The sequence below is a fragment of the Lacimicrobium alkaliphilum genome (assembly GCF_001466725.1).
Taxonomy (GTDB): Bacteria; Pseudomonadota; Gammaproteobacteria; order Enterobacterales; family Alteromonadaceae; genus Lacimicrobium; species Lacimicrobium alkaliphilum_B.
On the sequence record NZ_CP013650.1, the window covers coordinates 2,999,806 to 3,024,237 of the forward strand.

General features: G+C 51.6%; 19 protein-coding genes and 2 tRNA genes. 7 read left to right on the forward strand and 14 right to left on the reverse strand.

From position 1 onward, the window contains the following. Window positions 1-262 precede the first annotated feature (262 nt). On the forward strand, window positions 263-892 hold the full coding sequence (locus tag AT746_RS13605) for a DoxX family protein (protein WP_062481183.1): 630 nt from the start codon (window positions 263-265) through the stop codon (window positions 890-892). Between the two features lie 34 nt (window positions 893-926). Here the strand turns inward: AT746_RS13605 and AT746_RS13610 are convergent, their stop codons facing one another. From AT746_RS13610 to AT746_RS13635, 6 genes are all read right to left on the reverse strand, one after another. After that, a complete protein-coding gene (locus tag AT746_RS13610) occupies window positions 927-1,880 on the reverse strand; it encodes a class I SAM-dependent methyltransferase (RefSeq protein WP_062481185.1) in 954 nt (317 codons plus the stop codon). 921 nt (window positions 1,881-2,801) lie between these two features. After that, window positions 2,802-2,878: transfer RNA gene (locus tag AT746_RS13615), tRNA-Arg, on the reverse strand. Window positions 2,879-3,079: 201 nt separating this feature from the next. Next, window positions 3,080-3,170 (reverse strand) — tRNA-Ser (locus AT746_RS13620). Window positions 3,171-3,547: 377 nt separating this feature from the next. After that, window positions 3,548-3,760 (reverse strand): carbon storage regulator CsrA, encoded by a 213-nt coding sequence (gene csrA, locus AT746_RS13625; RefSeq protein ID WP_062481187.1) that lies wholly within the window; start codon window positions 3,758-3,760, stop codon window positions 3,548-3,550. A 141-nt stretch (window positions 3,761-3,901) separates the two neighbouring features. Continuing rightward, window positions 3,902-6,499 carry an alanine--tRNA ligase gene (gene alaS, locus AT746_RS13630; RefSeq protein ID WP_062481189.1) on the reverse strand — a complete coding sequence of 866 codons (2,598 nt, stop codon included), beginning with the start codon at window positions 6,497-6,499 and terminating at the stop codon, window positions 3,902-3,904. Between the two features lie 204 nt (window positions 6,500-6,703). Then, window positions 6,704-7,159, reverse strand: a complete 456-nt coding sequence (locus tag AT746_RS13635) for a regulatory protein RecX (RefSeq protein ID WP_062481191.1) — start codon at window positions 7,157-7,159, stop codon at window positions 6,704-6,706. Between the two features lie 35 nt (window positions 7,160-7,194). On the opposite strand from AT746_RS13635, the gene AT746_RS13640 reads away from it, so the two are divergent. Then, window positions 7,195-8,340, forward strand: coding sequence for a GNAT family N-acetyltransferase (locus AT746_RS13640; protein WP_062481193.1), 1,146 nt, complete (start codon window positions 7,195-7,197; stop codon window positions 8,338-8,340). 207 nt (window positions 8,341-8,547) lie between these two features. On the opposite strand, the gene AT746_RS13645 is transcribed toward AT746_RS13640, so the two are convergent. The 5 genes from AT746_RS13645 to metA form a co-directional block, all read right to left on the reverse strand. Continuing rightward, the gene (locus AT746_RS13645; RefSeq protein WP_062484236.1) at window positions 8,548-9,900 is read right to left on the reverse strand and encodes an alpha-amylase family glycosyl hydrolase; all 1,353 of its coding nucleotides are present in this window, start codon (window positions 9,898-9,900) and stop codon (window positions 8,548-8,550) included. Between the two features lie 382 nt (window positions 9,901-10,282). Continuing rightward, complete coding sequence (locus AT746_RS13650; RefSeq protein WP_062481195.1) at window positions 10,283-10,882, reverse strand: DUF938 domain-containing protein; 600 nt, start codon at window positions 10,880-10,882, stop codon at window positions 10,283-10,285. Window positions 10,883-11,118: 236 nt separating this feature from the next. Further along, entirely contained in the window at window positions 11,119-13,743 is a 2,625-nt protein-coding gene (metH, locus tag AT746_RS13655) for a methionine synthase (RefSeq protein WP_082633283.1), read from the reverse strand. Between the two features lie 13 nt (window positions 13,744-13,756). Further along, a complete protein-coding gene (locus AT746_RS19670) occupies window positions 13,757-14,800 on the reverse strand; it encodes a homocysteine S-methyltransferase family protein (RefSeq protein WP_082633284.1) in 1,044 nt (347 codons plus the stop codon). A 24-nt stretch (window positions 14,801-14,824) separates the two neighbouring features. Continuing rightward, a complete protein-coding gene (gene metA, locus AT746_RS13660; RefSeq protein WP_062481197.1) occupies window positions 14,825-15,742 on the reverse strand; it encodes a homoserine O-acetyltransferase MetA in 918 nt (305 codons plus the stop codon). A gap of 293 nt (window positions 15,743-16,035) precedes the next feature. Between metA and AT746_RS13665 the strand changes: the two genes are divergently transcribed. From AT746_RS13665 to AT746_RS13680, 4 genes are all read left to right on the forward strand, one after another. Continuing rightward, the gene (locus tag AT746_RS13665) at window positions 16,036-16,542 is read left to right on the forward strand and encodes a hypothetical protein (RefSeq protein WP_156413702.1); all 507 of its coding nucleotides are present in this window, start codon (window positions 16,036-16,038) and stop codon (window positions 16,540-16,542) included. Window positions 16,543-16,810: 268 nt separating this feature from the next. Next, window positions 16,811-16,978, forward strand: a complete 168-nt coding sequence (locus tag AT746_RS19850) for a hypothetical protein (protein ID WP_156413703.1) — start codon at window positions 16,811-16,813, stop codon at window positions 16,976-16,978. A gap of 179 nt (window positions 16,979-17,157) precedes the next feature. Beyond that, on the forward strand, window positions 17,158-18,072 hold the full coding sequence (locus AT746_RS13675) for an aldo/keto reductase (protein WP_062481201.1): 915 nt from the start codon (window positions 17,158-17,160) through the stop codon (window positions 18,070-18,072). After that, entirely contained in the window at window positions 18,072-18,698 is a 627-nt protein-coding gene (locus tag AT746_RS13680) for a hypothetical protein (protein ID WP_062481203.1), read from the forward strand. The genes AT746_RS13675 and AT746_RS13680 overlap by 1 nt, the downstream gene beginning before the upstream one ends. A gap of 127 nt (window positions 18,699-18,825) precedes the next feature. Here AT746_RS13680 and recA read toward each other — a convergent pair whose 3' ends face one another. Further along, entirely contained in the window at window positions 18,826-19,881 is a 1,056-nt protein-coding gene (recA, locus tag AT746_RS13685; RefSeq protein WP_062481205.1) for a recombinase RecA, read from the reverse strand. A 146-nt stretch (window positions 19,882-20,027) separates the two neighbouring features. Then, complete coding sequence (gene pncC / locus AT746_RS13690; protein ID WP_062481208.1) at window positions 20,028-20,522, reverse strand: nicotinamide-nucleotide amidase; 495 nt, start codon at window positions 20,520-20,522, stop codon at window positions 20,028-20,030. Window positions 20,523-20,560: 38 nt separating this feature from the next. On the opposite strand from pncC, the gene mutS reads away from it, so the two are divergent. Next, window positions 20,561-23,176 carry a DNA mismatch repair protein MutS gene (mutS, locus tag AT746_RS13695; protein WP_062481209.1) on the forward strand — a complete coding sequence of 872 codons (2,616 nt, stop codon included), beginning with the start codon at window positions 20,561-20,563 and terminating at the stop codon, window positions 23,174-23,176. A 513-nt stretch (window positions 23,177-23,689) separates the two neighbouring features. Here the strand turns inward: mutS and AT746_RS13700 are convergent. Beyond that, on the reverse strand, window positions 23,690-24,313 hold the full coding sequence (locus AT746_RS13700; RefSeq protein WP_156413704.1) for a hypothetical protein: 624 nt from the start codon (window positions 24,311-24,313) through the stop codon (window positions 23,690-23,692). Between the last annotated feature and the right edge of the window lie 119 nt (window positions 24,314-24,432).

Here is a 24,432-nt window from a genome sequence, read left to right on the forward strand (position 1 = left end):
CTGCTGCCGAAACGAGATAACAAATTACTTTTTATTCATAAAAAACGCATATTTAATCAAATGCGACGAATATTGTTCGAAACACCACCACATTTCTGTCCGGTATCAGTCACGATAATAGTGGCTATCATCAATCTAAATATCCTCTCTGTATATAAAACGCCCAATCTGAGTTAATGAAATAAATTTAACCTTTACCCTGTCTGCTAGGGAAACAAAATCAATCAGTGTCAAATAACAGGCCCAAAACAGGAATCTCAACATGCCAGATAAACTCGCTAACCTCTACTTCAGAACACTGGAAAAACTTCAGCATTTTAATGGTATTCCGTCACTGTTAATAAGGCTCTATCTGGCGCCGGTCATGATTCAGGCGGGCTGGAATAAATACAGCAGCTTTGCTGATACGGCTGCCTGGTTTGGCAACCCCGACTGGGGGCTGGGGTTACCCTTTCCGGCGCTGATGGCAAGCCTGGCCATAGCCGCTGAGTTATTAGGAGGAATATTACTGTTGCTGGGATTGCTGACCCGACTGGTTACGATCCCCTTAATGGTAACCATGTTAGTAGCGGCTTTTACTGTGCACTGGCCAAACGGCTGGCCTGCTATTGCCGATACGTCAAGCTGGCTGGCCGACGGCACGCTTTTGCTGAATGAACGTGTTATGGATTCCGCCGATAAACTGGCTGCCGCCAACAGTATCCTGCAAGAACATGGCAACTACGAATGGCTCACCGCCAGTGGCAAACTTGTGGTGCTGAACAACGGTATCGAGTTTGCCATCACCTATTTTGTGATGCTACTGGCACTAATGTTTATGGGCGGCGGGCGTTATCTTAGTCTGGATTTCTGGATAAAACGCGTGCTCTGCAAACAAGCAAGGTCACAATAATTCCGGCAGTGTCAATGCGCGCTGCCAGGGACAATCATTCCTTCACAGCGCGCTGACAGACAAGACTCCAGCCAAAGCTAAACTGATTAATCACCAACGGCCCAAAGCTCAGGATGTCATACCCTGAAGCGCAAATGAGCTGCTTCAGGTCCGTCAGCTGTTCCTCACTGAGGGCGGCATCAACCAGAGCCGTCATTCTGCTGTAATAAGCGGCAAAATCTTCTGCCACCCGGTCCATCCACTGCCCGACTTCCTGTTGCTGATACCTGTCCGGGAACTGATAAATACGGGCGATATCGCCATGCAGGCGTTTAAGTTTATTTCCCAGATCCTGGTGTCTGCAGGTTCTGATAATACTCTCCAGAGACTTCACCACAGGCGCGAAGGCCATATCAACCTCGCGGAATACATCCCTGGGGATATCTCCGGCTGCACAGCGGATGGCTGCCAGTAACGCTTTCTTCGCTTCAGATAGAATTTGCTGCTGCTCAAGTTCCCCTGAAATCTCGCACGCATGTTCGCTGGCTTGATAAATATCACTGCCCTGAAAATGCACCAGCGCTGCCATCAAACCTTTTTCTTTTAGCAGAGGCAGTGCCTGTAGCAAGGCATTACTGCTGGCATATTCTGCACCAAACTGGCTGACAACCAGATCAAAACGTTGTTGCTGAAAAGGCAGCGCATCAGCACTGGCGACCACACCGGAGCTTTGTGGATGGTGCCGGAGCAGATTGGCTATACCATGAATGGAAATGTCCAGGCCCACCGCATTAACAGAATCCGTAAATGCATGAGGCAATGTATTGATTACTGCGCCATTACCACAGGCCAACTCCAGTAACACCGGGGAAGCGTACTGACGAAGGGCGCGATTGAAAAAAGCCTGCCAATGCTGTTCAAGGGGATCGGTATAGCCCGTCTGGACAGCCAGAGCCTGAGTGTTTTGCTGAGACTGCCAGTAGCTGTCCCACCCTTTGGCATCCGTCATCGCCATAACGCCTTTTTGTTTTTGTGATTACAGTTATTCATTTTTGTTCATCACTTGACTGGCAGGGCGTACAGGGTAAAAGAAAGGGGCCCAGGATGCCACATTTGGTAAAGGGTTATAACAAATCAGTTGATGATTTGGTCGGGTAACTGAAGTCTTATCTGACAAGGAAGGATTACTCCGGGTCCATATCTTTTAGCCTTAGGCCCAATCAAGAATTGGAGTATACACTTCCCTGATGATCAACTCCCAGCCCGGTCATTCACGATCTCGCGTTCAGGCGAGCGGCTTATTGCGCCTGAAGATTTCGCCTTGGCCCTTCGGAGCCAGCCTTCGGCTGTTCTGATTTGCTCCCGGCAAATCAGTCGAACCCGAGGAGGTTCTCATCCCATTGGGCCACGTATAAACGAAAAAGCCCATGCAAACTACGCATGGGCTGAGATGTTTAATTTGTTGCAGGAGGAGGATTACTCCGGGCCAGAACCTATGACTTCAAATCCAGTCAGGCAATCGAGCAAACACATCCCTGATGATCGGCCCCCAGCTCGGTCATCCACGACCTCGCGTTCAGGCGGGCGGCGCTGGGCGCCTAAAGATTCCGCCTTCACCCCTTCGGGGCCAGCCTTCGGCTGTTCTGATTTGCTCCCGGCAAATCAGTCGAACCTGAGAAGGTTCTCATCCCATTGGGCCGCGCATAAACGAAAAAGCCCATGCAAACTGCGCATGGCCGTCGGCTTCGAAGCTGAATTTGCAGCAGGAGGATTACTCCGGGCTATCCCTGCCCTACGCCCTTCGGGCCGCGCTTCGCGCGTTCTAAAACGCTCCCGGCGTTTTAGTCGAACCTTAGGAGCTTCTCACCCCATTGGGCCGCGCATAAACGAAAAAGCCCATGCAAACTGCGCATGGGCTTTTTCGTTTATATGGCGGACGCAGGAGGATTCGAACCTCCGACCGCTCGGTTCGTAGCCGAGTACTCTATCCAGCTGAGCTATGCGTCCTGAAATTGTGTCTACTTGCTAAATTACATCCTGTAGCCTGGTTCCAGCTCGGCCATCCAGGCCTCACGTTCTTTTCTCTCGGCGTGACGTTAAGTCACCCCTCGTTCGCTTCGCTCACCGGCAAATCACCCAGCTGAGCTATGCGTCCTGAAACTGTGTTGTATTACTTAACCGGCTGCTTGTATCTGCCCGGAAAAATAATGGCGGAGAGGGAGGGATTCGAACCCTCGATACCCGTAATAGGTATGGTTCCTTAGCAGGGAACTGGTTTCAGCCACTCACCCACCTCTCCGGAAAGTCTTATCCAGTCAGCTATCTGTCCTGAATGTGGGGCGGAAGTTTAATGACTCACCCTCACGGAGTCAAACCTTTTTTGGCTCTGTCGCTACCGGTTGTTGGCAATTCGAGCAATTCAGCCAAAATTTACCCGAATGGCATATTTTTAACATTATTCTGCCGCCGGATGGTATTCAAACACTAAAATTCCGGGAAAATTTCAGGACAGCCTAAGACTGGCCCGAGAAGCGGGACAACTACATGGACGTAGAGCACACTAAAACGCCGGGAGCGTTTTAGGACAGCTTTAGCTGGCCCGCGTAGCGGGTGAGCTACATGGACGTAGCTCACAAAAAAGGCCGGTAAACCGGCCCCTTTTACGATAACTGCGTATCAGTCGCGCTCTGAATCATCATCATCCTGAGGAGAGAAATCCGCATTTTTCTCAGCCTGTATACGCATATAAATCTCTTCTCTGTGCACAGATACTTCTTTGGGTGCGTTCACACCAATACGTACCTGGTTTCCTTTCACGCCTAAAACAGTTACTGTGACTTCGTCACCTATCATCAGCGTCTCACCCACACGACGGGTCAATATAAGCATTCTCTTGCTCCTGTTCCGTTAGTCCAAATTAATGTCCCTACTTAAACCTAGCGTAAAACCCTGATAACTCAAAAGTTTAACACTGCGGCCGCCCTTGTTTTTGTTGTCACCGCAAAAACCAGCCTCGGATTTAGCGGCGGATTATAGCTTATCCTGCAGCCATGTCGACACAGATGCCAGCGCCTGGTCGAGATTTTCAGGCTGACTACCGCCTGCCTGAGCCATATCCGGACGACCACCACCTTTTCCGCCAACTTGTTGAGCCACAAAATTGACCAGCTCACCGGCCTTAACCTTTGCGGTCAGATCATTGGTTACCCCGGCGATCAGGCTGACCTTGTTGTCGCCCGCTACCGCCAGAACCAGAATGCCTGAGCCCATCTTGTTTTTCAGGGTATCGGTTAAATCACGCAGAGACTTGGGCTCTACCCCTTCCAACTTAGCAGACAGGACTTTGACATTGTTTATTTCATACGCATCAGATAATAAATCGGATCCCGCCTGACTGGCCATTTTCTGTTTAAGCTGCTGAACCTCTTTTTCAAGGTTCCTGGATTGCTCAACCAACTGACCGATACGCTCAGGCAATTTATGCCAGTCACTCTTCAGCTGAGCCGCCACATCGCATAGCAACTGACTTTGATGCTGAGAAAATTTAAGCGCCTGAGCCCCTGTTACTGCTTCGATACGACGCACCCCTGATGCAATGCCGCCTTCACTGGTAATACGGAACAGACCGATGTCGCCGGTCTGGCTGACATGCGTACCGCCACACAGCTCCATGGAAAAATCGCCCATGGACACCACCCGCACCTGATCATCGTATTTCTCACCAAACAGTGCCTGAGCTCCGGCAGATTTGGCCTCTTCGAGGTCCATCAGCTTAGTGGTCAGCGGATGATTCAGCCGGATTTGCTGATTTACCAGATCTTCGATTTCGGTGATCTGCCCGGCACTGACCCCCTCAAAATGCGAAAAATCAAAACGCAGTCGCTCAGGATCCACCAGAGACCCTTTCTGATTCACATGCTCGCCCAAAACGTTTTTAAGCGCAGCATGTAAAAGGTGAGTGGCGCTGTGGTTTAGCTTAATCGCCTGACGACGCTCAGCATCAATCTGCAGACTGGCCTTGTCACCCACCTTAATCGGCGCCTCAGCAATACCTTTATGGGCTATGGCACTGCCAAGCTTAATGGTGTCGGTTATCTTAAAGCCGCCATTGGCAAGTTTCAGATAGCCGGTATCGCCCACCTGACCCCCAGCCTCAGCATAAAAAGGCGTGCGGTCCAGTATCACCATGCCCTGTTCGCCGCTTTCCAGCTGCTGAACTTTGCTGTCTGTGCTGAACAACTCCAGTATCCGGGCTTCACCGCTTTGTTGATCGTAACCGGTAAACTCTGAGCTGCTGTAGCTGCTCAGTTGGCTGTTATAATCCACGCCAAAATTACTGGCCTGCTGAGCACGTTTACGCTGCTCGGCCATGGCTTTTTCAAACCCGGCTTCATCGATACTAAAGCCTTTTTCACGGGCCACGTCGTTGGTCAGATCCGCAGGAAAGCCATAGGTATCATAGAGTTTAAATACCAGCTCACCGGGAATGGTCTTATCGGTGAGGCTTTCAAGGGCTTCCTGTAAAATCTGCATGCCCCGCTCAAGGGTTCTGGAAAACTGTTCTTCTTCCACTTTCAGTACCCGCTCAATGGTACTGCGTTGCGTTTTCAGCTCAGGATACGCCTCACCCATCTGGCCAATCAGCGCATCCACCAGCCTGTAAAAGAAAATGTCCTGAGCACCCAGCTTGTAACCATGACGTACAGCACGGCGGATAATACGTCGCAGCACATAACCGCGACCTTCGTTAGAGGGCAGTACCCCATCGGCAATCAGAAAACTGCATGAACGGATATGGTCCGCCACTACACGTAGGGACTTATCTTCAAGATCCTTAGCACCTGTTATCTCAGCAGCGGCTTTAATCAACGCCTGGAACAGATCAATCTCATAATTGCTGTGCACATCCTGCATGATCGCAGAGATACGCTCCAGCCCCATCCCCGTATCGATAGAAGGCTTGGGCAGGGGTTCCAGGGTACCGTCAGCCTGGCGGTTGTACTGCATAAACACCAGGTTCCAGATCTCGATAAACCTGTCACCGTCTTCTTCCGGCGTGCCGGGCGGGCCGCCCCAGATATGCTCACCGTGATCGTAGAATATTTCTGAGCAGGGGCCACAGGGCCCGGTATCGCCCATCGACCAGAAATTATCTGAGGTACTGATACGGATAATTTTCTCCGCCGGCACACCAATATGCTGTGACCAGATATCAAAGGCTTCATCGTCCTCGGCATAAATGGTGACCAGCAGTTTTTGCTCAGGCAACTTCAGTTCTTTGGTCAGAAAGTGCCAGGCAAATTCTATGGCTTCTTTTTTGAAATAGTCACCAAAGCTGAAATTGCCCAGCATTTCAAAAAAGGTGTGATGACGGGCCGTATAGCCAACATTCTCCAGATCATTATGCTTACCGCCGGCACGCACACAGCGCTGTGCCGAAACCGCCCGGTTATAACTGCGTTTTTCCGCACCCAGCAATACATCTTTAAACTGGTTCATCCCGGCATTGGTAAACAGCAGGGTCGGATCATCGGCAGGCACCAGCGAACTGCTGGGCACCAGTTGGTGACCATGGCTGGAAAAATAATCGAAAAATTTGCGTCGAATGTCAGCAGTACTAATAGTCATTGATTATCCCGGATAAGCGGCATTAAGGGTAAAAAATCACCTGGATCTGTAAATGAGAAAAATCACTCAGGGGCCTGACAATAGCATGAAAACTTGTCCGATGTCAGGTGCTAAAACAGCTTTAAACCGGCTGTTTGGGAGGATTAGTCTGACACTTTTAGCCTGTTTGCAGCGAGAAGCCCTTTGAGCAGCTGAAATCCGACTTTACCCATCGCCCTGAGGTTCCATAGCGTACCGGATCTGCTCCTGGGTAAAGCCCTTGTATTGGAGGTGCCTGGCCCGTTTCTGCTGTTCTTTAAAATCCGTTACAGGTTTTGTGTATTTTCTCTGGTACAGCGCCCTGGCCGCTTCAAACCAGTCGGCCTCCAGTTCTGCCAGCGCCTGCTCAATCAGAGGATCGGCAACCTGGCGTTGACGCAGTTCGCCACGAATACGTATCTCCCCTAATCCTCTGGCGAATCGCTGACGGGCGAAGCTTGCAGCAAAGCGGGCATCAGACTGCCATCCCCGTTCGGCAAACTCACTGATGATCTGACGGCTCAGCTCAGTTTCCAGCCCCCGGGCCCGCAATTTATTCAGCAACTCGGCCTGACTGTGTTCCCTTCTGCTAAGCAGATTGGTCAGGCATTCGCGGATGATCTTCCTGTCGGCTTCTGTCATATTGACTCTTCTGTTAACACTAACCCCGATGCCCTATGGAATTGCAGTTTGTCTTTGTCGATGCCATCGGTCAGATTGACCGTCAGCAATGGAATCACCTGGCTGCAGGCGCAGGCCCCTTTTTAGACTACGATTTTCTGCAATCCCTTGAACAGACCGATTGTGTGGGACAACACAGTGGTTGGCAACCCTGTCATCTGGTTGTCTATAACTCAGGCGCCTTTATTGCCGCCATGCCGCTTTATCAGAAAATACACAGCTATGGTGAATATGTATTTGATTTTGCATGGGCCGAAGCCTACCAGCGCCATGGCCTGCAGTATTATCCCAAATTGATCAGTGCCATTCCTTTTACTCCGGTAACAGGGCCAAGGCTACTGTGTGACCCGGCGCTGACATCACAGCTATGGCCAGCAGTAACAGAGCAGCTAAAGCAGTATTGCCTGCAACAGGGATTGTCTTCTGTGCATCTGCTGTTCACCGACGCACAAACCAGCAACACTCTGACTGAGCAGCAATTGCTAAGCCGCACCTCGGTACAATTTCACTGGTTTAATCGCGGCTATGGCAGTTTTGAGGACTTTGTTGCCACCTTTAATTCCCGTAAACGCAAAAACCTCAACAAAGAGCGGGCCAGATTAACACAGGCTGGCGTCACCTGCCGGCGACTCAACGGTGCCCAAATCAGCGAACAGGACATGCACGATTTTTACCTGTGCTACCGGCAAACCTATTTAAAACGCTCGGGCCACAGTGGCTATCTGACACCGGAGTTTTTTAACCTGCTGAGGGAAAAAATGGCTGATAACCTGTTGCTGGTACAGGCTGTAAGAGGCGACAAACTGCTGGCCTCAGCCCTGCTGCTGTTTGACGAGCACCACCTTTATGGTCGTTATTGGGGCGCTCTTGAGGAGGTAGACGGGCTGCATTTTGAAGTCTGTTACTATCAGGGTATCGAGTTTTGTATCCAGAATAATCTTAAACAGTTTAACCCAGGCACCCAGGGCGAACACAAGATCCAACGGGGCTTCGAGCCGGTCTATTGTTATTCTGCCCACTGGCTGGCACAGCCTGAGTTTCATCAGGCAGTGGCAGAATTTTTACAACATGAAGCCGCCCATATTCGTCACTATAAAACACAGGCCGCGACCTTACTGCCCTTCCGGAAACAGGCCGAATAGATAACTCCTTCGTTGTAAACCTCTGCCGCCGTTAGCGAGATCCCTGGCTTTTTGTTATTGGTTTCGCGAAGGCGCAAAGGCACTGGGTTCCCGCCAACAACATGCGGGAACGACAGCCGGTCATGCCCGAATGTTGTAGTCGGGCATCCAGCGACCTTTTAATATCCAAACGCATCACCCTAGCATTGAGTCACCGATGGTGCTGGACTAACGGCCTTTGGACATTATAAACACCTTATACCCCCAGGCCGGAATGCTGACCTGCGTCTGCGGGTTTATCTCCAGGCTTTCGCCTGAAAAGGTCTCTGTATAAGAGCCCTGAAATGGCCCATCTGTAAAACTGACCTGCTGTGGCTCAGCAGAGAAATTAATCGCAGCAAAGATACGACTGTTTTCATCTTCACGCACAAAGCTCAGCACCTGTTCCGGAGCAGTATTGGGTACATGCACCATGGTGGCTCCCCATTTGCCATTCCACAACGCGGTATGTTTTTTTTTCAGGGCCAGCAGGTGTTGATAGAGATCACCGATGGGATGAGGCTTCCACTCAATCAGATCTTTTTCAAAAAAGGCCAGTCGCCTGTCGTTACCCGCTTCCTGACCGCTGTAGATCAGCGGCATGCCTTCGCCAATCACAGAAAGCACGATGGCTGCCTCCAGACCCTCCCCAAAATTTTCAAACATGGTGCCTTCCCAGGCATTCATATCATGGTTGGTCACATGGGTCATACGCATGGCCTGTTTCGGAAAGGCGCTCTCATTCCAGGAATAATACACATACAGCTTACTTAAGGGCGCGTGACCTTCCATAATCTGCAGCATGGCTTCGGTCCAGCTCCAGGCGTAAGTCATATCAAAAGCCTCGGCATGCAGGTCGCGGGATTCCCACTCTGCCAGCATAAACACCGGCTTGACCAGATCCAGCTCGCGGCGAAGGTTGTTCCAGAAATCCACCGGCACAAAACCGGCCACATCGGCGCGGAAGCCGTCTACGCCCACCTCTTCGACCCAGTATTTCATGGCTTTGGTCATATATTCACGTACCTCAGCCTTGCTGTAATCGAGATCAATAATATCTGACCAGTCCCACCAGGGGGTGGGCCTGAAATCACCGTCCCAGCTACGTTCGTACCAGTCAGGATGCTGCTCCACCAGCGGATTGTCCCAGGCGGTATGGTTGGCCACCCAGTCGAGGATCACGTACATATCCCGTGCATGGGCTGCGTTGATAAAGGCCTTTAAATCCTCCAGGGTGCCAAACTCCGGATTCACACTGTAGTAATCTCTGACTGAATAGGGGCTGCCGAGTGTGCCCTTGCGGTTCTTCTCACCGATTTCGTGAATGGGCATCAGCCAGATAATATCCACGCCAAGTTCTTTCAGTCTCGGCAAATGCTGCTGCGCGGCGGCAAAGGTACCCTCAGGGGTATAATGACGCACATTCATTTCATAAATCGCAGCGTTTTTACTCCATTCCGGATTAGTCAGTTTTACATAGGGCTTGGGCTCATAGGGAGATGTAGCCTGTTGTGAAACCTGTTGGTTGGTGCTGCAGGCCATTATCAGCGTACAGAGCAGTACCAATATTAAAATTCGCCAGTTCATCATTCACCCTCACAATTTAAACGATTAAGTTCAGAGGTTGTTAACATCCCGTTAAACAGGCTTAAGTTCAAGCCGGTAAGAAGGTGAATACGTTTGCAACAGCTCCGATCAGCAGCGTCAGCTTATATTCCCGGACGGCTGGCTTTATAAGCTCCTGACTTTCGTCAGGATAACGCACTCTCCGTCGTGCCGGGCCCCGACCCGGTACCTTTATCAGTCGACTGAATGGTCTATCCCTGGCTGCACGGCTGGCCTTACAAGATCCTGACTTTCGTCAGGATGACGGGGGGAGCTGGACGACGGGGGCAGAATGACAGAGGTAGTATCAGAGACCAGCTCAGCGCTTGTGCCACTCAAGCAACTGGTTATTTGCAGGTAACTGATAGCGGCGGTTTAGCACCAGCCCCCTGCCCTGAACCCAGCCCTGCAATTCAGCGATATCACGGATACCACCGCAGCCCCGGGCCAGTAGATGCTGATCAAAAGCCCGGTTGCTGTCACTGGTGTACTGCCCGTCGATGTTAAAAGGTCCGTACTGACAGAACACACCGCCCGGGGGCAGATTTTCGGCCACCAGTTGCATCATCTCTCTGGCCTCTGAGACTTGCATAATATGGGTGGTATTGGCAGTAAATACGCCGTCAAAGCCGGGCGGGCCCGAATCCGGCCAGTTATCTTCGCCAATGGTCAAAGAAAGTGGAGGCTTTAGATTGGAACAAGGATAGGCATCTATCCAGGCATTGATGCCGGAATGATTTTCCGGCATATCGCTGGTCTGCCAGATAAGGTGAGGCAAATTGGGCGCAAAAAACACCCCGTGCTGACCTGTGCCACTGCCGATTTCCAGTACCGCTTCGGTATGGGCGAAGGCCGTTTTCAGCACATCCAGAATCGGTTGCTTGTTATTTTCACAGGCCTGACTAAAGGGTTTGCTCATGGGAATCCCGCAGCGTTGTCGTAAAAGCTAAGCCTAAGGGCAAAAACCCTTAGATGTAAACCTCAACCGCGGGAACGACGGGGCTTGTCATGCCCGAGTGCCTTTGTCGGGCATCCAGCGCCCTTGGAGAAAAACTAAAAATAACCACAGAGGGGCACAGAGTTATTAACCGCTTACCCCTTGTTACTTCTCCGTGTTCTCTGTACCTCTGTGGTGAATTATGCTTTTACCCCGGTCTACCCCAGATTCGGTGCCAGCCATTTCTCGGCCTGTTCGATGCTCCAGCCTTTACGCTCGGCATAGTCTTCCAACTGATCACGCTGTATCTGAGCCACCGCGAAATATTTGCTGTCAGGGTGAGCGAAATACCAGCCAGACACCGACGCACCCGGCCACATGGCAAAACTCTCAGTGAGCGTCATGCCGGTGTGTTTCTCGGCTTCCAGCAGATCCCAGATCTTCTGCTTTTCGGTATGCTCCGGGCAGGCCGCATAGCCCGGTGCCGGACGGATACCCTGGTATTTCTCGCGAATCAGTGCCGCATTGTCCAGACTCTCGTTCGGGGCATAGCCCCAAAACTCCTTGCGTACTTTCTTATGCAGGTACTCGGCAAAGGCCTCGGCCAGGCGGTCAGCCACGGCTTTAACCATAATCGCATTATAGTCATCACCGTTTTGCTTGTGGGCCTCGGCCAGTTCTTCTTCGCCGATACCGGCAGTAACGGCAAAGGCGCCCACGTAATCGGCAATACCGGATTCTTTACTGGCGACAAAGTCGCTTAAGCAATAATTGGCAAAGCCCTTTTTCTCGGTCTGCTGGCGCAGATGGCAGGCAGTGGTCAGTAACGAGCTGCGCGTGTCATCGGAGTAAATCTCAACATCATCGCCCACCCGGTTAGCCGGGAATAATCCCGCCACCCCTTTGGCTTTTAAATCACCGGAGCGCTGGAAGTCATCGAGCATGGCATTGGCATCGGCAAACAGCTTTTTAGCCTCTTCACCCACTATCTCGTCATCAAAAATACGCGGGTATTTACCAGCCAGAGACCAGGTTAAGAAAAACGGCGTCCAGTCAATATACTCACGCAAGGTAGTGATATCCGCCTCGAATTGCTGCACCCCAAGCTGATTAGGCGTTTTGGGCTGATAGTTGCTGAAATCCGGCACCAGCGCATTGGCTCTGGCAGCTTCTAACGTTACAGGCTTTGTGCGCGGCCTTTTACGGGCATGTTGTTCCCGTACTTTGTCATATTCTGCCGACAATTGGGCCACATAGCCTTCGCGATCGGTTTTGGAAATCAGTTTCTGGCATACCCCTACCGCCCTTGATGCGTTGGGTACATACACTACCGGGCCGTGGTAATTCTGCTCGATTTTTACCGCCGTATGCGCCTTGGAAGTAGTAGCGCCGCCAATCAATAGTGGCAATTCAAAACCCTTACGCTCCATTTCTTTGGCCACATGCACCATTTCATCCAGTGAGGGGGTGATAAGGCCCGACAGGCCAATCATCTGTGCCCCTTCATCGATAGCGGTTTTGAGGATCTTTTCACAGGGCACCATTACCCCCATGTCGATCACTTCAAAGTTATTACATTGGAGCACCACACCAACAATATTCTTGCCGATATCGTGCACATCGCCTTTGACGGTGGCCAGCAGGATCTTGCCGTTGCTGCTACCTTCGGATTTTTCCCTTTCAATATAGGGCTGCAGATAGGCCACGGCTTTTTTCATTACCCGCGCCGATTTCACCACCTGGGGCAGGAACATCTTGCCCTCACCAAATAAGTCGCCCACCACATTCATGCCGTCCATCAGCGGCCCTTCGATCACATGCAGGGGCAGATCCGCTTCCTGACGGGCGGCTTCGGTATCCTCGACAATAAAATCCATAATGCCTTTAACCAGCGCATGTTCGAGGCGTTTTTTAACCGGCCATTGACGCCATTCCTGATTCTCCTTCACCACTTCCTTGCCGTCGCCCTGATACTTAGGTGCCAGCTCCAGCAACCTGTCGGTACCCTCGGGGGTGCGGTTAAGGATCACATCCTCGACCGCCTCGCGCAGCTCTGCAGGGATATCGTCATACACCGCCAATTGCCCGGCATTAACGATGGCCATGTCCATACCGGCAGCGATAGCGTGGTACAAAAATACCGAATGCATGGCCTCTCGGACCGGATTATTCCCACGAAAGGAAAAGGAGATATTCGACAGGCCGCCGGATACGTGGGCATGGGGCAAATGCTGCTTAATTCTGCGGGTGGCATTGATAAAATCCACCGCATAATTGTTGTGTTCTTCAATGCCGGTGGCCACCGCAAAAATATTCGGATCGAAGATAATATCTTCAGGCGGGAAGCCAATTTTCTCCGTCAGCAGGCGATAGCTGCGCTCACAGATCTCAAATTTGCGATCTTCGGTATCTGCCTGGCCCTTTTCATCAAAGGCCATCACCACAGTGGCGGCGCCGTAGCGCTTCAGCAGGCTGGCCTGATGCAGAAACTGCGCTTCGCCTTCTTTGAGGCTGATGGAGTTAACAATGGCCTTACCCTGAACACATTTCAGGCCCGCTTCGATCACTGTCCACTTGGAGGAGTCGATCATCACCGGTACCCTGGAGATATCCGGCTCCGAGGCAATCAGATTCAAAAAGCGCACCATCGCCGCTTCTGAGTCCAGCATCGCCTCATCCATATTGATATCGATGATCTGAGCGCCGTTCTCCACCTGCTGGCGGGCCACTTCCAGCGCGGTTTCATAGTCCTCATCCATGATCAGCCGTTTGAATTTAGCCGAGCCGGTCACATTGGTCCGCTCGCCGATATTGATAAAGTTAGCGCTTGATTGATTGTTCATAACTACCTCTTTATCAATGTACGAATGGCTCAAGACCAGACAGACGTAAACGCACCTGCGGCTGTGCCGGTTTGCGTGGTGGCAGGCCCTCAACCGCCCTGGCGATCGCCTGGATATGCTCAGGGCTGGTACCGCAACATCCGCCAACAATATTTAGCAGGCCCGATTCCGCCCACTCACGAATATGTACGGCCATTTCATCCCCTTCCATATCATATTCGCCAAATTCGTTTGGCAGGCCGGCATTAGGATGAGCGGATACCGCACATTCGGCGATATCGCTGATTTCCTGCACATACTGACGCAGTAAATCGGGCCCCAGGGCGCAGTTGAGGCCAAAAGACACCGGCTTAACGTGGCGCAAAGAGTAATAAAAGGCTTCGGCAGTCTGCCCCGACAAGGTACGGCCTGAGGCATCGGTAATAGTGCCGGAAATCATCACCGGCAGGCGCTGATTGCGTTTATCAAAGGTGTTCTCAATGGCAAATAACGCCGCCTTGGCATTAAGGGTATCAAACACGGTTTCAACCAGAATCAGATCGGCGCCGCCTTCCATCAGCCCGTCACAGGCTTCTTCATAGGCTTCAACCAGTTCATCAAAGCTGACATTACGCTTGCCCGGATCGTTAACATCCGGCGAGATGGACGCCGTGCGGTTGGTGGGTCCCAGCACCCCGGCTACAAAGCGTGGTTTGTCGGCGCTGCTGTATTGGTCGGCTGCTTCACGGGCCAGCCTGGCCGCCGCCACATTGATCTCATGCACCAGAGATTGCATGTCATAGTCAGCCATGGCGATGGAGGTGGCATTAAAGGTATTGGTTTCGATGATATCGGCACCGGCGGCCAGATACTGGCCATGAATATCGCGAATAAGATCGGGCTGAGTCAGCACCAGCAAATCGTTATTGCCTTTGATATCGCTGTGCCAGTCAGCAAAGCGTTCGCCACGATAATCGTCCTCTTCCAGCTTGTGCAACTGGATCATAGTGCCCATGGCGCCATCAAGAATCAGAATCTTCTGTTTCAGGGCATCGGTGAAATTGTTTGAATCAGTCAAAAAAACCTTCCTGTTCGGTGTCTGTCAGGCGATATCTGACAGGTTGTAAGGCGTAATCTGGTACACATAATAATTCAGCCAGTTGGTAAACAACAGGCTACCATGGGAGCGCCAGCTCATCAGTGGCGGCTGAGCCGGATCATCGTTAAGGAAGTAATTCTCCGGCAGTGCCGGTTTGAGCCCGGCCTTTAAATCCCGGTAATACTCCTGCGCCAGCGTGTCAGGGTCATATTCTGGATGGCCGGTAACAAACACCAGGCGCTTGTCTTTACTGGCAACAATATAGGCGCCGGCCTGCTCAGAGCTGGCCAGCACCTCAAGTTCAGGGCGACTCTGGTAATCACTCAGTGCCACTTCTCCGAAGCGTGAATGGGGCGCGTTAAACACCGGGTCAAATCCCCTTAGCAGTTCATCATGTTCCTGGTTCACCTGATGACTGTATACGCCTGCAAGTTTTGTTTCGCGCAGAAACCGGTTCAGCCCGAAATAATGATATACCGCAGCATGGGCCGCCCAGCACAAAAACAACGTAGACTGAACATGGCGACGAGCCCAGTCCATCACTACCTGCATTTTGTCCCAGTACTTCACCTGCTCGTAATCGAGCATCGCCAGCGGCGCGCCGGTGACAATCAGGCCATCGTACTTTTTATTTACCACATCCTCGAACTGATGATAGAAGGCATCCATATGGGCCTTGGGTGTATTTTTCGGGGCCTCAGTATCGATGCGAATCAGATCCACACTGATCTGCAGCGGCGTATTAGACAACAAGCGTAACAACTGCACTTCGGTTTCTATCTTGTTGGGCATCAGATTGAGTATACCGACCTGCAAAGGGCGAATATCCTGATTGGCGGCGCGGTTGGTCTCCATCACGAAAATATTCTCTTCGCTTAACACATCCTGCGCCGGCAATTCACCGGGTATACAAATGGGCATGGGCTCTCTCCTGGGAACAGATCTGACTGTGGCGTTGATCGCCATGAGCTGATCTTGCCAACTAACAGAGAAATGTCAACATCTTTACGTCTAGACGTCTAAATGAAGTTTGAAGCTCCTCCCATCAAGACAGGAACGCTGACCGGGATTACCATCACAAGGCCCGGTTTGCTTTTGCATCAAAAAAGCGGTTAGATTTTTACTTCTGGTTAAAAACCAACCAGATAGTGCACAATTAATAGCGGCAAACTTTAAAAGAAAGCCAACCGGAACAATACCAATAACAGGGAAATATGATGTCAATAAATCACTTCTTTAAGCTGCTCCTGGGCACCACGCTGACCTTGAGTCTGATAGCGTTGAGCGCCAATGCCAATACCCTCCAAGGCTCCCTGAACGGGAAACAACAAAGCTGGCATATTCTCCAGCGGGATGACATGTCCACTGCCAGCTATACCGAGCTGTCACCCGGTATGTTAACGGTGACCCTGCAAGGGCATAGCGAACAACGCTATGCGGTAAAGGGTACGCTGAGTGTAAATTTCACAATGATGAATGGCCAGATGATTGGAAATCCGGAAGTCGCCTACTTCCCCACCAAAAAGTTTATGCAGAATTACAGCAATCAGGATAAACCCGCGCACTGGGAGCTTGAAATTAAACAAGCAAAGGGTGACCACATGCGCTTTACCGGCCGCTACCAGGGCACCCTGAACTACACCGGAGCTCCTTCAGAGGATAAGCCAGAAAGTATGGATATTGACGTGCACTTCGATATCACTGCCACGCCCCAAAGCTGAGTAATCTGAATAGGGTAATGACAATACCAAGACCGCGATAAAACAGTCTGCCGAATTTTCATCAGGGTGACGATTTCTGATGATGCCGGGGGCTGTTGGCGGTATACTATTGTTCAGCCATCTGATCTTATTATCCGTTTACCTGTCTCCCTGAGTTTGCCGTAGCGTGGTTTTATTTGCATGCCTGGATGGAATATAAACCAGGAGGTCAGATGGCAGAACGTCTGCGAAACAGTAGTAACGAAGTAAGTTTAAGGTGTTTAAGATTTTGAAAGAAAAAGAACCCCCTCTGGCTCTGGTGAAAACCTGGTATGAACTTCTGATTCAGGAGAATGATGAGGCGGCAAGGGAGCACGCCGGAAAGATGCTTATGGGTGCTTTTGGCTCTCAGCAAGCTGTTGCAGATTATCTCCGGAAACACAAAATTATCAGTTAGTACCAGACCGGCCGTTTGATCTGTTGCTAATTTAAAGGGCAATGGCGTTATAAGCATCCTGTCTATCAGCCGCCTGACCTGATTATCCGTTTACCTGTCGTCCGGGATTTGCTGAACCGGCCTTTTGTTTACATGCTTGGTTAACGTTACATTCCAGTTACGTTAAACCGGGAGGGTAAATGGTAGCGCGGCGGCAATTTTTGCAGGGCATGCTGGCAACAGGGCTATGCAGCGCCCTGTCCCGTCATGTATTTGCCCAATCAGACAAACTTATCATGCGCCCTCTGGGTACGGAGGGTGTACAGATTCCCGCCATCGGTATGGGTACCTGGATCACCTTTAATGTGGGAAAGCTGCGTACCTTACGCAAACAACGGGCGCAGGTGCTGGACAGGTTTTTTCGCCTTGGCGGTCGGGTGATTGACTCCTCCCCTATGTATGGCTCTGCCGAAGAAGTGGTGGGCTATGCCCTGGAGCACACCGGCCATAATGACAAGGTATTTTCGGCAACAAAAACCTGGACCAGCAGCGTTGAGCAGGGTAAAGAACAATTCAGTCATTCGCTGGACTACTGGCAACAGCAAAAAATTAATCTGTTGCAGATCCATAATCTGGTCAACTGGCAGGGGCATCTGGAAACGCTGCAGGAACTTAAGCAGGCTTCCCGTATTGATTACATCGGTATCACGACATCCCATGGTCGCCGCCACAGTGAACTTGAAAAAGTCATGCTCAATGCACCGGTTGATACAGTGCAACTGACCTATAACCTGATAGATCGACAAGCTGAGCAGCGCCTGTTGCCGCTGGCCAGAGAAAAGGGGATTGCCGTTATCGCCAACAGGCCATTTCAGGGTGGCCCACTGGTGGACAGGCTTCAGCGCTATGCTCTGCCTGGCTGGGCAGCGGAGCTGGGCTGTGATACCTGGCCGGCCTTGCTGCTGAAGTTTATTATCGGCCATCCGGCGATCACCTGCGCCATTCCGGCCACCAGCAAGGTCGAGCATATGCAGGAAAATATGCAGGCCTGTAAAGGGCCGCTACCTGATCAGCAACAGCGCCAACAATTGCTGGCCTATGTGTCACAACTCTGATGCAGGATTATTCGCTGCACGATCTGGTGCTGTTCTCCGCAGAGGTATTTAAGCATCTGCAACGGGCCTATAACAGCAATCTCTGGCCGTGGCATTGGCTTGCCTTGCTCGGAGGTGGATTGCTGTTTTTGAGCCTGAAATACAACAAGTTTACCTGGCTGGGGCCATGGTATGGCGCGATTAGTTGGTGGTGGCTGGCCTGGGGTTATGCATTTCAGCACTACGGGCAGATCAACTGGGCGGCAGACTATCTGGCCTGGTTTTTTGCGCTACAGGGGCTGCTGATGTTATTGCTGCTGTTCAGAAAACCTGAAAGAGCAATCAATGTGCTGGTTATACTGCTCTTGGTTTATGCTTTTATGCTCAGGCCTCTGTGGCAGTTACTGATGATGGAACCGGCCATGGTGTCGTTGCCGGGGCTGTTTCCGCTGCCCAGTCTGCTTGTGACACTGGCCATATTAGGCCATTACCGGGCTCCATTGCCGTTGTGGTTGCTGCCATTACTACTTTTACTGCTGGAAACCATGACACTGTGGCTGCTCGGATTATCCGGCTGGACAGAAGGCCCCATAATATTGCTGATAATGGCGGTAGCGATCTTGGCTAAGGGGTGGATACCGAAATAGCAGTATTCAGTTTCTTTAGCCGAATTCAGGGTGAATTTCAGCGCTAAGGATGCAGGCCCCGATAGGGTGAGACAGAAATGCCGGGCAAAACCCGGCATTTTTATTTGTAGCTTAAGCTGAATCAGATTTACAGCAGCTCTTTGGCTTCGTCTTTGGCACCGTCGTCCAGCGCTGGCGCTTCGTCCTTAACGGTTTTTTTCAGCAGCAGTTTATCCCGCAGCAGCTTGTCGAGCTCCTGGGCAAGTTCCGGCTTTTCTTTTAAGAAACGCACGCAATTGGCTTTACCCTGACCGATGCGTTCGCCTTTGTAGCTGTACCAGGCACCGGCTTTTTCGACAAACTTATTGGCTACGCCCAGGTCGATCAGTTCGGCTTCTTTACTGATGCCGTGGCCGTAAAGGATCTGGAATTCGGCCTGTTTAAAGGGGGGCGCCACTTTGTTCTTCACCACTTTAACCCGGGTTTCATTGCCCACCACCTCGTCACCTTCTTTGATGGCGCCGATACGGCGGATATCCAGGCGCACAGAGGCGTAGAATTTCAGCGCATTACCACCTGTAGTGGTTTCAGGGTTACCAAACATAACACCGATCTTCATACGGATCTGGTTGATAAAGATACACAGGGTATTGGAACGCTTGATATTGGCGGTCAGCTTACGCAATGCCTGAGACATCAGGCGGGCCTGCAGACCAACGTGCGAATCCCCCATTTCCCCTTCGATCTCGGCCTTAGGGGTCAATGCTGCAACTGAGTCCACCACTACCACATCCACGGCGCCGGAGCGTACCAGCATGTCGCAGATCTCCAGTGCCTGCTCACCGGTATCAGGCTGTGATACCAACAGTTCATCCACATTGACGCCTATTTTGGCGGCATACAGCGGATCCAGTGCATGTTCTGCATCCACAAAGGCGCAGGTTTTGCCCATTCGCTGCGCCTCAGCAATCGCCTGTAGCGTCAGGGTGGTTTTACCGGAAGACTCCGGCCCGTAAATCTCTACTACCCGGCCAAAAGGCAGGCCGCCGATGCCCAGCGCCACATCCACACTCAACGAGCCGGTAGAAACGGCGTCGATATCCAGTGCCTGGTTATCACCCAGACGCATAATGGCGCCTTTACCGAATTGCTTTTCTATTTGCCCTAAGGCAGCGGAGAGGGCTTTTTCTTTGTTACTGTCCATTGTTTTGCTCCTGAACTGGCCCCGCTATAAAACAGGGGAAACCGTATTGGCTGATAAACTGAATTATACTGTATGGTTATACAGTTACAAGCGCTATCCGTAAAGTTTTTTATGACCGTCGTTGATGGCGGCCCTGAATGCCTTTATCAGCCCGCCGAAGTATTTAGTAGTTCCAGCGCCTGCTGAAGCGCAAATTCTATACTTTGACTACGGATCTGTAGCCGGTCTCCCACAAAGCGCTGATGTTTACTTATCGCTTTGTCCCTGGTGGCAAAACCAAACCAGACCGTGCCGACAGGTTTTTCCGGGCTGCCGCCATCGGGACCGGCAATACCACTTACGGCAATGGCCAAATCCGCCCCGGCGGCCTTCAGCGCCCCCGTGGCCATCTGTTCAGCGACGGTTGCTGATACCGCCCCTTCCACGATCAGCATGCTTTTTTCAACGCCGAGCAGTTCCTGTTTGGCCTCATCGGAATAGGTAATAAATCCACGCTCGAACCAGCCAGAACTTCCAGACACGCTTGTGATCGCGTATCCTATGCCACCACCAGTGCAGGACTCTGCACAGGTCAGCCTCCAGCCTTTCTCTTTGAGTGCCTGGCCGAGGTCGCTGGCCAGTTGCAGGGTTGTTTCATTCAATGTTTTTCATTCCTTATAACAATTAGAATAGCGTCATTATGCCTTCTGATAATTTTGTCACGCAAGCCGGACTCTTTAACGAGCAAACTATCTCGCAGCATACCCCCATGATGCAACAGTATTTACGCATCAAGGCTGAGCACCCGAACATTCTGTTGTTTTACCGAATGGGTGATTTTTATGAGTTGTTTTACGATGACGCCAAACGGGCCGCCGAGCTGTTAGATATCTCGCTGACGGCCAGAGGCAAATCGGGCGGCGATCCCATTCCCATGGCCGGTGTGCCCTACCACGCCGTAGAAGGTTATCTGGCGCGGCTGGTAAAAATGGGCCAGTCGGTGGCCATTTGTGAACAAATTGGCGATCCGGCCACCAGCAAAGGGCCCGTCGAGCGCAAGGTCGCCCGTATTGTCACACCGGGCACGGTCACCGATGAAGCGCTGCTGGAAGAAAAACGCGATAACCTGCTCTCTGCTGTGTGTCAGAGTAAGAACGCCAATGGCCAGGTTGTTTTCGGTTATGCCACCTTAGAACTGGCCAGTGGCCGCTTCAGCTTATGCGAACTGGCCGATGAACAGGCGCTACAGGCGGAGTTACAACGCACTCAGCCAGCCGAACTGCTCTACCCGGAGGACTTTACTGCGGCTAATCTGATTGAAAGCCAGAAGGGTCTGCGCAGAAGGCCCGCCTGGGAGTTTGATCTGCAAACTGCCATCACCCAGCTCAATCAGCAGTTTGGCACTAAAGAGCTAAATGGGTTTGGTGTTGTCGACGCCACAGTGGGGCTATGTGCTGCCGGTTGCGTATTGCAGTATGTTAAAGATACCCAGCGCGCCTCCCTGCCCCATATTCGTGCCATCAACCTTGAAACCAACAGTGACACTGTGCAGATGGATGCGGCCACCCGCCGTAATCTGGAACTGACCCGTAACCTTGGTGGCGGCACCGACAACACCTTATTTGCGGTGCTGGATAAAACCAGCACTGCCATGGGCAGCCGCTTGTTACAGCGCTGGCTGCACAGGCCATTGACCGATACCGCCATTTTACAACAGCGCCAGGAAATGATTGGCAGTCTGATCGACGCCGACCTCGAAGAACTGCGCAGTTACCTGAAGCAGGTCGGCGATATTGAGCGGGTGCTCGGGCGTTTAGCCCTGCGTAGCGCCAGACCGAGAGATTTTGCCCGTCTTCGCCAGGCCTTTGCCCAGCTACCCTTGTTGCAGGATTTTATCCGGACACTGGATTGTCAGCCGCTGCATAAACTGGCCACAGCAATGCCGCCGATGCCGCAACTGCTTGAGTTGTTACAACAGGCCATTGTCGATAATCCGCCGGTACTGATCCGTGACGGCGGAGTGATTGCGCCGGGCTATAACGCCGAGCTGGATGAGCTTCGGGCCCTGTCAAAAGGTGCCACCGATTATCTGGCCGAGCTGGAAGCACGGGAAAAGGCCCGCACCGAAATTCCAACCCTGAAAGTCGGCTTTAACCGGGTACATGGCTATTATATTGAAATCAGTCGCGGTTATGCCGAACAGGTGCCGCCTGAATATGTACGCCGCCAGACGCTGAAAAACAATGAGCGTTATATTATTCCCGAGTTAAAGGAATATGAAGATAAGGTGCTCACCAGCCAGAGTCGGGCGCTGGCGCTGGAAAAACGCCTGTATGAAGAGTTATTTGATCTGCTGCTGCCCCATTTATCCGTGCTACAGCGAGCCGGCGCGGCGCTGGCAGAACTCGACGTTCTGGCAAATCTGGCCGAGCGCGCCGCCACTCTGGATTACCATCGCCCCGAATTCAGCTCAGACAGCGGCCTGAGTTATGACCGTGGTCGCCACCCGGTGGTGGAACAGGTCATGAATGAGCCCTTTATTGCCAACCCGCTGGCCATGAGCGAGGAGCGACGCATGCTGATTATTACCGGGCCGAATATGGGCGGTAAATCCACCTATATGCGCCAGAGTGCACTGATTGTGCTGATGGCCTGTATCGGCAGTTATGTGCCTGCGGAAAACGCCTGCATCGGGCCTATCGACAGGATCTTCACCCGTATCGGCGCCTCCGATGATCTGGCCTCCGGCCGCTCCACTTTTATGGTGGAGATGACCGAAACCGCCAATATTCTTAACAACGCCACCGCCAATAGTCTGGTCTTGATGGATGAGATTGGCCGCGGCACCAGTACCTATGATGGCTTATCGCTGGCATGGGCCACCGCCTGTTATCTGGCCGAGCGCATCAGCGCCTTTACACTGTTTGCCACCCATTATTTTGAGCTGACCCAACTGGCATCACAGCTTGAAAAACTGACCAATGTGCATCTGGATGCGGTGGAATACGATGAAGGCATCAGCTTTATGCATGCGGTGCAGGAAGGAGCTGCCGATCGCAGTTATGGTTTGCAGGTGGCGCAACTGGCCGGGGTACCCAAAGCGGTGATCCAGGCTGCCCGGGTCAAACTGCAGGAGCTGGAACAGCTGAATAACCGCAAAGAGGTGGTGGCCTCAGAAGTGGCCGCGCCGGCCCAGCTTAATTTTGCGCAAATGGAAGATCCGCTGGCTATCGCTGTGGATCAGCTTAACCCCGATGAACTCAGCCCCAGACAAGCCCTGGAGGCGCTGTATAAACTTAAAGCCTTGCGTAAGTAGATGGTTCAGTCAAATACACAGAAACGACCGTCAGTCATGCCCGAATGCCGTTATCGGGCATCCAGTGGCCTTTGATGATGATAAATTCACCGCGGAGTCGCAGAGTACGCAGAGGAAGAAAGGATTACTCATTTAACCTCTCAACCGAGGTAGCCTGCAAGGAGCGAAGCGGATTGCGGGATGGCTCTGACTGATTCCCGGATTCCGCTTCGCTTTATCCAGGCTACGACTGAAAATTTTTCGTGTGGTTGGTGATAAAGAAAACCACGGAGGCACAGAGAACACAGAGGTATCAACGGTTCAATCCCCTTTACTTCTCCATGTTCACCGCGACTCAGCAGTGAAAACATCTTTTTGTTCGTGCCTTTAGTGTGGTTCGTGGTCTGTTTTTCTCTCGCCAAGCCGCAAAGGCGCGGAGGTATTAACGGCTTTATCCCCCTCTACGTCTCTGTGTTCTCTGTGCCTCTGTGGTGAATAACAGCTTTTTGTAACAATAGAGTGTTGGTGGTCAAACTACCCAAAAAACAACCGCCAGAGCCAGCTGCGGTCGAGATCTTCTTTGCAGGTTTTAAGCTGGGTGGCATAGCGGTAAGAACGTTCTTTGACCGTACCGGCAACTTTCTTCAGCCAAGGTTTGCGGTTATAACTTTTACGCTGATAGCCGCCCCAGCCTTCGTGATAATTCAGATACTGGGCATAGGCATCCCACTTGGAAACACCATTAATCTGATGGGATTTACTGATAAACCAGCCCATAAAATCCATGGCATCATCAAAATTGGTACGTGAAGACCAGCTGTTGCCGGTTTCCCTGACATAATCTTTCCAGGTAATGGTCTTGGCCTGAGAATAACCATAGGCTGAGCTTACCCGTCCCCAGGGAATTAAACCAAATAAAATGTAATCTCTTGGCGGTAGCGCATCATGTTGAAACGAACTTTCCTGGTACATCATCGCCATGGGTACATGAATGGGCACCCCCCATTTCTCATTCATATCGGTGGCGGCATCATACCAGTCACGCTTCTCGAAGAAGATTTCACAGATATTACTACTGTCTTTGGGCGGGCTGCTGGCACAGCCAGACAGCGCAAAGATAGCGACAAAAAAACCCGGCAGAATTTTTTTTAACAACACGCTGAACTATTCCCCGTTAACCCACTCATAAGTAATGTGTGTTTGGTTATGTGTGTCCCTGATAACCTTTAATGCCTGGCAATTGCCAGGCATTTTTTTGCCTGTAATACCGGTTTCAC

Excerpts from the sequence above, each read along its gene's own strand:
- csrA (WP_062481187.1), bottom strand. The coding sequence starts at position 3,760 with ATGCTTATATTGACCCGTCGTGTGGGTGAGACGCTGATGATAGGTGAC.
- AT746_RS13640 (WP_062481193.1), top strand. The coding sequence starts at position 7,195 with ATGGAATTGCAGTTTGTCTTTGTCGATGCCATCGGTCAGATTGACCGT.
- mutS (WP_062481209.1), top strand. The coding sequence starts at position 20,561 with ATGCCTTCTGATAATTTTGTCACGCAAGCCGGACTCTTTAACGAGCAA.
- recA (WP_062481205.1), bottom strand. The coding sequence starts at position 19,881 with ATGGACAGTAACAAAGAAAAAGCCCTCTCCGCTGCCTTAGGGCAAATA.
- AT746_RS13680 (WP_062481203.1), top strand. The coding sequence starts at position 18,072 with ATGCAGGATTATTCGCTGCACGATCTGGTGCTGTTCTCCGCAGAGGTA.
- AT746_RS13675 (WP_062481201.1), top strand. The coding sequence starts at position 17,158 with ATGGTAGCGCGGCGGCAATTTTTGCAGGGCATGCTGGCAACAGGGCTA.
- AT746_RS13635 (WP_062481191.1), bottom strand. The coding sequence starts at position 7,159 with ATGACAGAAGCCGACAGGAAGATCATCCGCGAATGCCTGACCAATCTG.
- AT746_RS13605 (WP_062481183.1), top strand. The coding sequence starts at position 263 with ATGCCAGATAAACTCGCTAACCTCTACTTCAGAACACTGGAAAAACTT.
- AT746_RS13650 (WP_062481195.1), bottom strand. The coding sequence starts at position 10,882 with ATGAGCAAACCCTTTAGTCAGGCCTGTGAAAATAACAAGCAACCGATT.
- AT746_RS13665 (WP_156413702.1), top strand. The coding sequence starts at position 16,036 with ATGATGTCAATAAATCACTTCTTTAAGCTGCTCCTGGGCACCACGCTG.
- metH (WP_082633283.1), bottom strand. The coding sequence starts at position 13,743 with ATGAACAATCAATCAAGCGCTAACTTTATCAATATCGGCGAGCGGACC.
- alaS (WP_062481189.1), bottom strand. The coding sequence starts at position 6,499 with ATGACTATTAGTACTGCTGACATTCGACGCAAATTTTTCGATTATTTT.
- metA (WP_062481197.1), bottom strand. The coding sequence starts at position 15,742 with ATGCCCATTTGTATACCCGGTGAATTGCCGGCGCAGGATGTGTTAAGC.
- AT746_RS13645 (WP_062484236.1), bottom strand. The coding sequence starts at position 9,900 with ATGGCCTGCAGCACCAACCAACAGGTTTCACAACAGGCTACATCTCCC.
- AT746_RS13610 (WP_062481185.1), bottom strand. The coding sequence starts at position 1,880 with ATGACGGATGCCAAAGGGTGGGACAGCTACTGGCAGTCTCAGCAAAAC.